The following is a 6,416-nucleotide window of genomic DNA, read 5'->3' as shown; positions in this document are numbered from 1 at the left end:
AGAGCCCGATCGCCGCCTTCCTGGCCTCGATGTCGTGTTTCACTCTCAAGTCGACACGCATAAAAAGCCTCCCATTTCTCGTGTCCAAGAAATGGGAGGCAGTTCAGTTTGCGCCGGTGCCCCACCGTCTTGTTGTAATTATTCCTCGTCTTCTTGGTCTGTGAGAAGGCCCGCGGGCGTGAGTCCCAAGATCTCATCAGCTTGGTCGGCGTCTTCCAGCGCGTCGATGTCCTTGAGCTTGCGCTCCATGACGTTGGTGCGCGTGGTGATGATGCCCTCGACCGTCTTTCCCGCGGTCTCGATTTGCTGCTGGGCGCGGCGCAGCGCCGCCTGATAGCGCGGCAGCTCGGCCTTGACGGCAGAAAGCACGCGCAGCACGTCATCGGTGCGTTTTTGCAGCCTAAACGTTTGGTAGCTCATCTGCAGGCTGTTGAGGATAGCCGCCATGGTGCTAGGGCCGGCAACGTTGACGTGATAGTCGCGGCCCAGGGTCTCGATAAGTCCCGGACGACTGACAACCTCGGCGTACAGCCCCTCAAACGGCACGAACATAATGCCAAAGTTGGTCGTTGCCGGCACACTCAGGTACTTTTCGCAGATGTCCTTGGCCTCGCGCTTGACCATGGCGTCGAGCGTCTTACGCGCAGCGGCGACGGCCTCAGCGTCACCCGACTCCTGGGCGTCGAGCAGATGCTCATATGCGTCACCCGGGAATTTGGAGTCGATCGGCAGCAGCACGGGATCGCCCTCGTCTACCGGCAGCTTGACGGCAAACTCAACGCGCTCCGAGGCGCCGGGCTTGGTGGCGACGTTTTCCAGATACTGGTCGGGCGTGAGGACGTCCGCCAGGATTGCACCCAGCTGCACCTCGCCCAAAATGCCACGCGCCTTTACGTTGCCCAGCACGCGCTTAAGGTCGCCCACGCCGGTGGCGATGGACTGCATGTCGCCCAGGCCCTTGTACACGGCCTCGAGCTGGTCGCTCACCTGCTTAAACGATGCCGACAGGCGATCGTTGAGCGTGCGGGAGAGCTTCTCGTCCACCGTCGCGCGCATCTGATCGAGTTGCACGTTGTTGTCTTTGCGGATAGCACCCAGCTGGGCATCGACCGTCTCGCGCACCTTGTCCAGGCGGTGCTCGATGCCCTCGCGGTTGGCACCAAGTTGTTGGGCCGTCTCGCGGCGCAGGTCATCCATCCGGTCACCAGCTTGCGAAAACTCGCGTGCGATGTTCAGGTAACGTTGCTGCTCCACGGCCGCATCTGTCGTCTGCTGCTGCGCGATGGCATTGGCCGTACGGCGGGTTTCTGCCAACGCGACGTTCAGGGCATCGAGCGCGTTGTTGGCCTGCTCGAGTGCCGCCATCGCCTCCGTACCGCCATCGCTGCGCTCTCGCAGCTCGGCGCGAAGGCCCTTGAGCTGCAGGGCGCAAGCCACAGCCACTCCTACCGCTACCAAGGCGATCACGACCAGCACAATATCAACAGCAGACATAAACTCAGCCCAACAAACCCAATCGATCATCAAACAAAACCGCGATCAATCTTACCCCGCCACACGCACCGGGCGCCCGGCTCCTTCTTGGGCGCCCCTCTCCTCCGCATATTCCATAATGCGGCGCGCCGTCTCCCTGCTCACCTTTGAGTCATCGCCGGCTAAGTATGCGTACACGTTTCCCTTATTCAGATTCAAATCGCGGCAGAGACCGTAGCGCGTTACGCCCGATTCCCCTAGCGCTCCCAACGTTCTTTTTCGCATCAGAGCGTTGATCCTTCTGTCCGCCACTGGCTTTTCCTTCACCGCTCTATACGCACGCCAAACGTTGGCATAACGATTAGGGAGTTTGTCATCGGCGCATAGAGATGCCAGGCTACCCGTTTGGGCGTACAAGGACAAAACGCCTCGGTAACCCTCTTCCATCCACGAACCCTCGGATAAGCCCAGAACGTATTCGGCTTTACCCTGCGCCAAAGCGAGCAAAAACAGGGGCTCCGCCACGCGCGGCGCAACCGTCGCCGCCTGCTTAACCAGTTTTCTAAAACTGAGCGACTGCTGTCCGGATAGCTCTCGGCAATAGCCTTTTAAGAATCCCTCAAAGGTCAGATTCAACCGAGCACCTCCTTTTTGTATTGCCTGTATGCGCAGACCATCTCTTGATAACTCCGCTCCGAAGGCGACGACGCCAGCGCCTCGCCCTCGTCGAATATAAGCCGTTCGAGCAGTCCCCAATCAAGTCGGTCGACGAATGCCTGGCTATGAAGATCGACGATGTCGTTCGGACGGTAGGCATAGAGCTTCATTACCGCAAGGTCTTCCAAGGATGGCGTAAAGTACCTGATAAAACGCGCCCCAATATCCAAGGGAATCAAACGATCTTCGTAATTGAATGGCATCTGATTACAATATGCCGCCGCCATACCATTCACCTCGGGATATCGAGCTATGATCTCGCGGAGGCACCTGTCTGCCTCAAACACATCAATGTCATGTGTAACCGACCGATTCGTCACATCGTTAAGCATGAAGGCGCTCCCTCCCACCAATACAACGCTCGGTCTATCGTCTCTTGGACCTATTTCCAGCTCCGCCTCTTCGTCAATACCCAAAAGAGTCTGCTCTAAATCCTGCTTATGCATAGCAAATCCTATTATTAATTATCATCAATAATACTATTCAGTCGCACGACAGGACCCACAGGATGCAAGAATTCTACTCGTGGCGATAATCCCTGCACCCTAGAAGTCCTAATGTGACAAACGCTAACTCTCCCAGCCGGCGCGAATGGTTGTTACGACATCGCCCAGGCGCTGGCCGAGAGCTGTCAAATGTTGGAGCACTTCGCTGGGCGAGGCGCCGTTGAGAATGCACGTGAGGGCATATGAGGCCAAGAAGATTGCCGCGAGTCCCAGCGGGATCAGCACGATCATCGCCAGCGTACGCAGGCGCTGGGCCCAGCGACGGCGACGCGCACGACGCTTGTCGAACGCAAGCTCCTGCGCATATGAATCTTGCTGTACGGAATAGGCTCCTGGGTCCACCTCACCCGCAGACGATACCGCGGGCGCGGCGTTTTGCGCAGGAGGCTGGACGGCTGCCCCTTGCATTTGCATCTCCATAAGCCGCTGCTGTTGGCGCAGCATGCGCTCGGCTTGTTGCTGCGGGGTCTCAAGAAACAGATCCATGTTGGCCTCCTCAATAGGAGCATTCGATGCTTGCGCCCAGCATCCCGCACCATCGCGGCCGCGGCAACGAAATCCGCGGCAATAGCCGCAAAGATTCTTTTGTCAGAAAACTGTCGAAAAGTTCAACAACTCCCCTACCAGCACTTTCTTTGAGCTTTTTTCGCCAGCAATCTTTTGCCCTCTCGCCCTTGCGCCATCCGACCAAAACCTAACCAAAAGCTTGACGGAAATTGTGAAGACAGGGACCCCAAACAAAACGTGCCGCCCCAAAAGGGGCGGCACGCAAACTTCTAATCAGCTTTTCTGTAGCGAGCACGCAACGACCCAACGCCGGGGCGCGGGGAGGGAGGCCGGATTGCCTTCCCTCAACGCGACCCTGCGAAGCCGTGAGCGGGGAGGGAAGGCAATCCGGCCTCCCGCCCTGCGCTCCGCAGCAGCCAGCGCCACGCGCTAGTAGTTCACCACCTGCTCCTCAAAGTACGCCTTGGGATGGTTGCAAACCGGGCACACCTCGGGCGCCTTGGCACCAACATGCAGGTGCCCGCAGTTCAGGCACTTCCACACCTTTACGCCCTCGCGCTCAAACACCTCGCCCGATTCAATGCGCTCGACGAGCTTGTTATAGCGCTCCTCGTGAGCCTTCTCGACAGCGCCAACGCCACGGAACTTCGCGGCGATCTCGGCAAAACCCTCCTCTTCGGCGGTCTTGGCGAACTCATCATACATCGTGGTCCACTCGTAGTTCTCGCCCGCGGCGGCATCGCGCAGGTTGTCGAGCGTATCCGGAACAGCACCGTCGTGCAGGTACTTAAACCACAGCTTGGCATGCTCGGACTCGTTGCCCGCCGTCTCTGCAAAGATATTCGAAATCTGAACGTAGCCGTCCTTTTTGGCCTTGGATGCATAGTAACGATACTTGGTGTGCGCCTGGGACTCACCGGCAAAAGCGGTCTCGAGGTTCTTCTTGGTTTGAGAATTCTCAAAATCCATAGGTGTACTTCCCTTCAATACGCGCCGCCCATAGACTTTGAGCGGCATTGCCTTTAGGATACCCTCATGCCGAGAGTCTAAACCTTACTATCCTGTTCTGCAAATTCGCGTCATCACACACTCAGCCAGCGCTCGCCTTCGGCACGACAAAAGCCTTCGCGCTCCAGGTCGGCAAGAATGCCCGCAATAAAATCGCAACCAACCGGTTCGCGACCCGCTGCGGCCTCCATCTTGTTAACGCCTGCAACAGCTTCAACAAGCGTTATGCCCGCCGGCTGTCCGTCGCGAGCTGCAAGCAGCATGCGCACGATATGGGCACGCTTTTGCCGACGCGAGCCCTCAAATTTGGACTGGCGGCTATAACCCGCCGAGCGCCTAGACGGATTGGGCAGCGTCTTTTTGAGATACGCGCCGTAATCCAGCAGCGCGTAATACCACGCGCGCGGCGTATCGGCATCGTCGAGCGGCACGGCAAAGGGAGCGACCTCATCCGCCGCCGCACCGGGCGCCGCCGGGCAGGCCGCCTGGATCAACGGCACCAGCTCGCGATCGGGAACAGACGGAACGTCAGGAAAAAAGTGATGCAGAAAGACCGTGCGCACATTGGTCTCCAGGTACACTCCCGGAAGATCAAACGCAAACGACCGAATGCCCTGCGCCGTTGCGGGCCCAATACCGGGCAGCGCGACCAGGTCTCGTGTATCACGCGGAAACTCCCCATCCCAGTCCTCCACGAGTCGCTGCGCAGCCTTATGGAGCGCCAAAGCACGGCGGTTGTAGCCCATGCCCTGCCAAGCGTCCAAAACATCAGAAGGAGCGGCCTGGGCGAGAGAATGCACGGTCGGAAAGCGGTCGAGCCATGCCGGCATGCGCATCTCTACGCGTGGAACCTGCGTCTGCTGCAGCATGACCTCGGAAAGCCAGATGATGTACGGGTCGCGTGTGCGGCGCCACGGAAGGTCGCGATAACGCAGAACCCCTTCCGAACGAATCATCGAACGAAAGGGGTCCTGAATCATAGCTATGCTCCTTATGCGGCGCTACTCCTCCCGGCAAGCACACGCGCAAACGGCATACTCGGGAAAGGCGTCGCGGTCGGCGAACTTGGGATCGACGGCGGGGAACTGGCGGCGAGCGACGACATCGTCCAGCGAAACGGAATCGAGGTAGTCACGCATCAGCGCCTGGGCCCCAGCCCACAGGGGATGATAGCAGCACGTGCCCCTGCGTGCACAGTCGCCATCGAGTGCCGTGCAATCATTCATAACCATAGGGCCCTGAACGGCCTCGACGACCTGACGGATAGTGACCTCGCTCGGGTTGACCTTAAGACGCATACCGCCGTGGACGCCACGCAGGCTCTCCACAATACCGGCCTGAACCAAACCGTGTTGGATCGAACGGGCAAACGAATACGGAACATTGACCTCTTCGGCAGCAGTGCGAACAGAAAGCAACCGCTCCGGCTCCTCGGCAAGCATCGCAAGCATGCGGAGGGCATAATCAGTCTTCCTCGATATGTCCATGTTTCCCCTTTCAAGGAATACGAACAGCTCGAACGGGCTCCGGGGCCGAGCTTACGTCGAGACGCTAAATAACCGCCGGGACAACCAAATAGTGAATTAGATGTCCGCTGAAGGTCGAATCCAAAGCAAATTGCATCAGATTAGGCCTGCAGTGGAATTTAGTATAACCTAACCCCCTGTTTCATTGAACGAGTGTTGCGCAACAAACCCCCCTTGTTTAAACCGATATACTTAATTCATTTCCGCATCTCGGAAGCAAGGAGCTGAATGAAAGGGACGGCCGAGCGGTTGTCCTATTAAACGCAAAAAGCCACGTCCGAAGACGTGGCTTTAATTGCGTTGGCGGGAAGTACGGGGCTCGAACCCGCGACCTCCGACGTGACAGGCCGGCGCTCTAACCAAACTGAGCTAACTCCCCAGGCAGTCGTTCGCGTTTGTTTCCGCTCGCGTGCGCTGCGGGGATTAGTATACACAGAAGTCTGTTCGCCGCGCAACAACTTTTTGAAAATATTTTTTTGGTCCCTCCGGGAGGGTCTCCGGGGCGGGGTTGCCTGATGGTTGTTGTTGAACTTCGGCCTTTGGCTCAAAGAAAAACGGGGGATGCAATTGAACTGCCTCCCATTTCTTGGACACGAGAAATGGGAGGCTTTTTATGCGTGTCGACTTGAGAGTGAAACACGACATCGAGGCCAGGAAGGCGGCGATCGGGCTCTTCGAG

The 6,416-nt window shown here is 58.0% G+C and carries 9 protein-coding genes and 1 tRNA gene; 1 reads left to right on the top strand and 9 read right to left on the bottom strand.

What is annotated here, in order from left to right; all coding sequences use genetic code 11:
• Nucleotides 1–138: 138 nt before the first annotated feature.
• The 4 genes from ACTQWD_RS08510 to ACTQWD_RS08495 all read right to left on the bottom strand — a co-directional run bounded on the left by ACTQWD_RS08510 (nucleotide 139) and on the right by ACTQWD_RS08495 (nucleotide 3,182).
• Complete coding sequence (locus ACTQWD_RS08510) at nucleotides 139–1,494, bottom strand: DNA recombination protein RmuC (protein WP_441559739.1); 1,356 nt, start codon at nucleotides 1,492–1,494, stop codon at nucleotides 139–141.
• A 51-nt stretch (nucleotides 1,495–1,545) separates the two neighbouring features.
• The gene (locus ACTQWD_RS08505; RefSeq protein ID WP_441559738.1) at nucleotides 1,546–2,109 is read right to left on the bottom strand and encodes a hypothetical protein; all 564 of its coding nucleotides are present in this window, start codon (nucleotides 2,107–2,109) and stop codon (nucleotides 1,546–1,548) included.
• Nucleotides 2,106–2,636: a DUF6036 family nucleotidyltransferase gene (locus ACTQWD_RS08500; RefSeq protein WP_154518496.1), complete on the bottom strand. Its 531-nt coding sequence runs from the start codon at nucleotides 2,634–2,636 to the stop codon at nucleotides 2,106–2,108. The genes ACTQWD_RS08505 and ACTQWD_RS08500 overlap by 4 nt, the downstream gene beginning before the upstream one ends.
• A 123-nt stretch (nucleotides 2,637–2,759) precedes the next feature.
• A complete protein-coding gene (locus tag ACTQWD_RS08495; RefSeq protein ID WP_154518493.1) occupies nucleotides 2,760–3,182 on the bottom strand; it encodes a hypothetical protein in 423 nt (140 codons plus the stop codon).
• A 26-nt stretch (nucleotides 3,183–3,208) separates the two neighbouring features.
• Between ACTQWD_RS08495 and ACTQWD_RS08490 the strand changes: the two genes are divergently transcribed.
• The gene (locus ACTQWD_RS08490) at nucleotides 3,209–3,394 is read left to right on the top strand and encodes a hypothetical protein (RefSeq protein WP_154518490.1); all 186 of its coding nucleotides are present in this window, start codon (nucleotides 3,209–3,211) and stop codon (nucleotides 3,392–3,394) included.
• 238 nt (nucleotides 3,395–3,632) lie between these two features.
• Here the strand turns inward: ACTQWD_RS08490 and rbr are convergent, their stop codons facing one another.
• The 5 genes from rbr to ACTQWD_RS08465 all read right to left on the bottom strand — a co-directional run.
• Nucleotides 3,633–4,172, bottom strand: a complete 540-nt coding sequence (gene rbr / locus ACTQWD_RS08485) for a rubrerythrin (RefSeq protein ID WP_154518486.1) — start codon at nucleotides 4,170–4,172, stop codon at nucleotides 3,633–3,635.
• 113 nt (nucleotides 4,173–4,285) lie between these two features.
• Nucleotides 4,286–5,191 carry an adenine glycosylase gene (locus ACTQWD_RS08480; protein ID WP_441559737.1) on the bottom strand — a complete coding sequence of 302 codons (906 nt, stop codon included), beginning with the start codon at nucleotides 5,189–5,191 and terminating at the stop codon, nucleotides 4,286–4,288.
• A 21-nt stretch (nucleotides 5,192–5,212) separates the two neighbouring features.
• Nucleotides 5,213–5,698 carry an RrF2 family transcriptional regulator gene (locus ACTQWD_RS08475; RefSeq protein WP_154518481.1) on the bottom strand — a complete coding sequence of 162 codons (486 nt, stop codon included), beginning with the start codon at nucleotides 5,696–5,698 and terminating at the stop codon, nucleotides 5,213–5,215.
• A 340-nt stretch (nucleotides 5,699–6,038) separates the two neighbouring features.
• Nucleotides 6,039–6,116: transfer RNA gene (locus tag ACTQWD_RS08470), tRNA-Asp, on the bottom strand.
• Nucleotides 6,117–6,160: 44 nt separating this feature from the next.
• Nucleotides 6,161–6,416 (bottom strand): hypothetical protein (locus tag ACTQWD_RS08465; protein WP_441559736.1); only part of this gene is annotated, 256 nt, incomplete at its 5' end.

Origin of the sequence: Collinsella sp. LCP19S3_B6 (genome assembly GCF_052121815.1) — a bacterium.
Lineage (GTDB): Bacteria > Actinomycetota > Coriobacteriia > Coriobacteriales > Coriobacteriaceae > Collinsella.
This window is presented reverse-complemented; position numbering and strand designations above follow the sequence as displayed.

Coding starts and splice junctions, on each gene's coding strand:
- ACTQWD_RS08475 (WP_154518481.1), bottom strand. CDS start 5,698: ATGGACATATCGAGGAAGACTGATTATGCCCTCCGCATGCTTGCGATG.
- ACTQWD_RS08510 (WP_441559739.1), bottom strand. CDS start 1,494: ATGTCTGCTGTTGATATTGTGCTGGTCGTGATCGCCTTGGTAGCGGTA.
- ACTQWD_RS08480 (WP_441559737.1), bottom strand. CDS start 5,191: ATGATTCAGGACCCCTTTCGTTCGATGATTCGTTCGGAAGGGGTTCTG.
- ACTQWD_RS08495 (WP_154518493.1), bottom strand. CDS start 3,182: ATGGATCTGTTTCTTGAGACCCCGCAGCAACAAGCCGAGCGCATGCTG.
- ACTQWD_RS08490 (WP_154518490.1), top strand. CDS start 3,209: ATGCTTGCGCCCAGCATCCCGCACCATCGCGGCCGCGGCAACGAAATC.
- rbr (WP_154518486.1), bottom strand. CDS start 4,172: ATGGATTTTGAGAATTCTCAAACCAAGAAGAACCTCGAGACCGCTTTT.
- ACTQWD_RS08500 (WP_154518496.1), bottom strand. CDS start 2,636: ATGCATAAGCAGGATTTAGAGCAGACTCTTTTGGGTATTGACGAAGAG.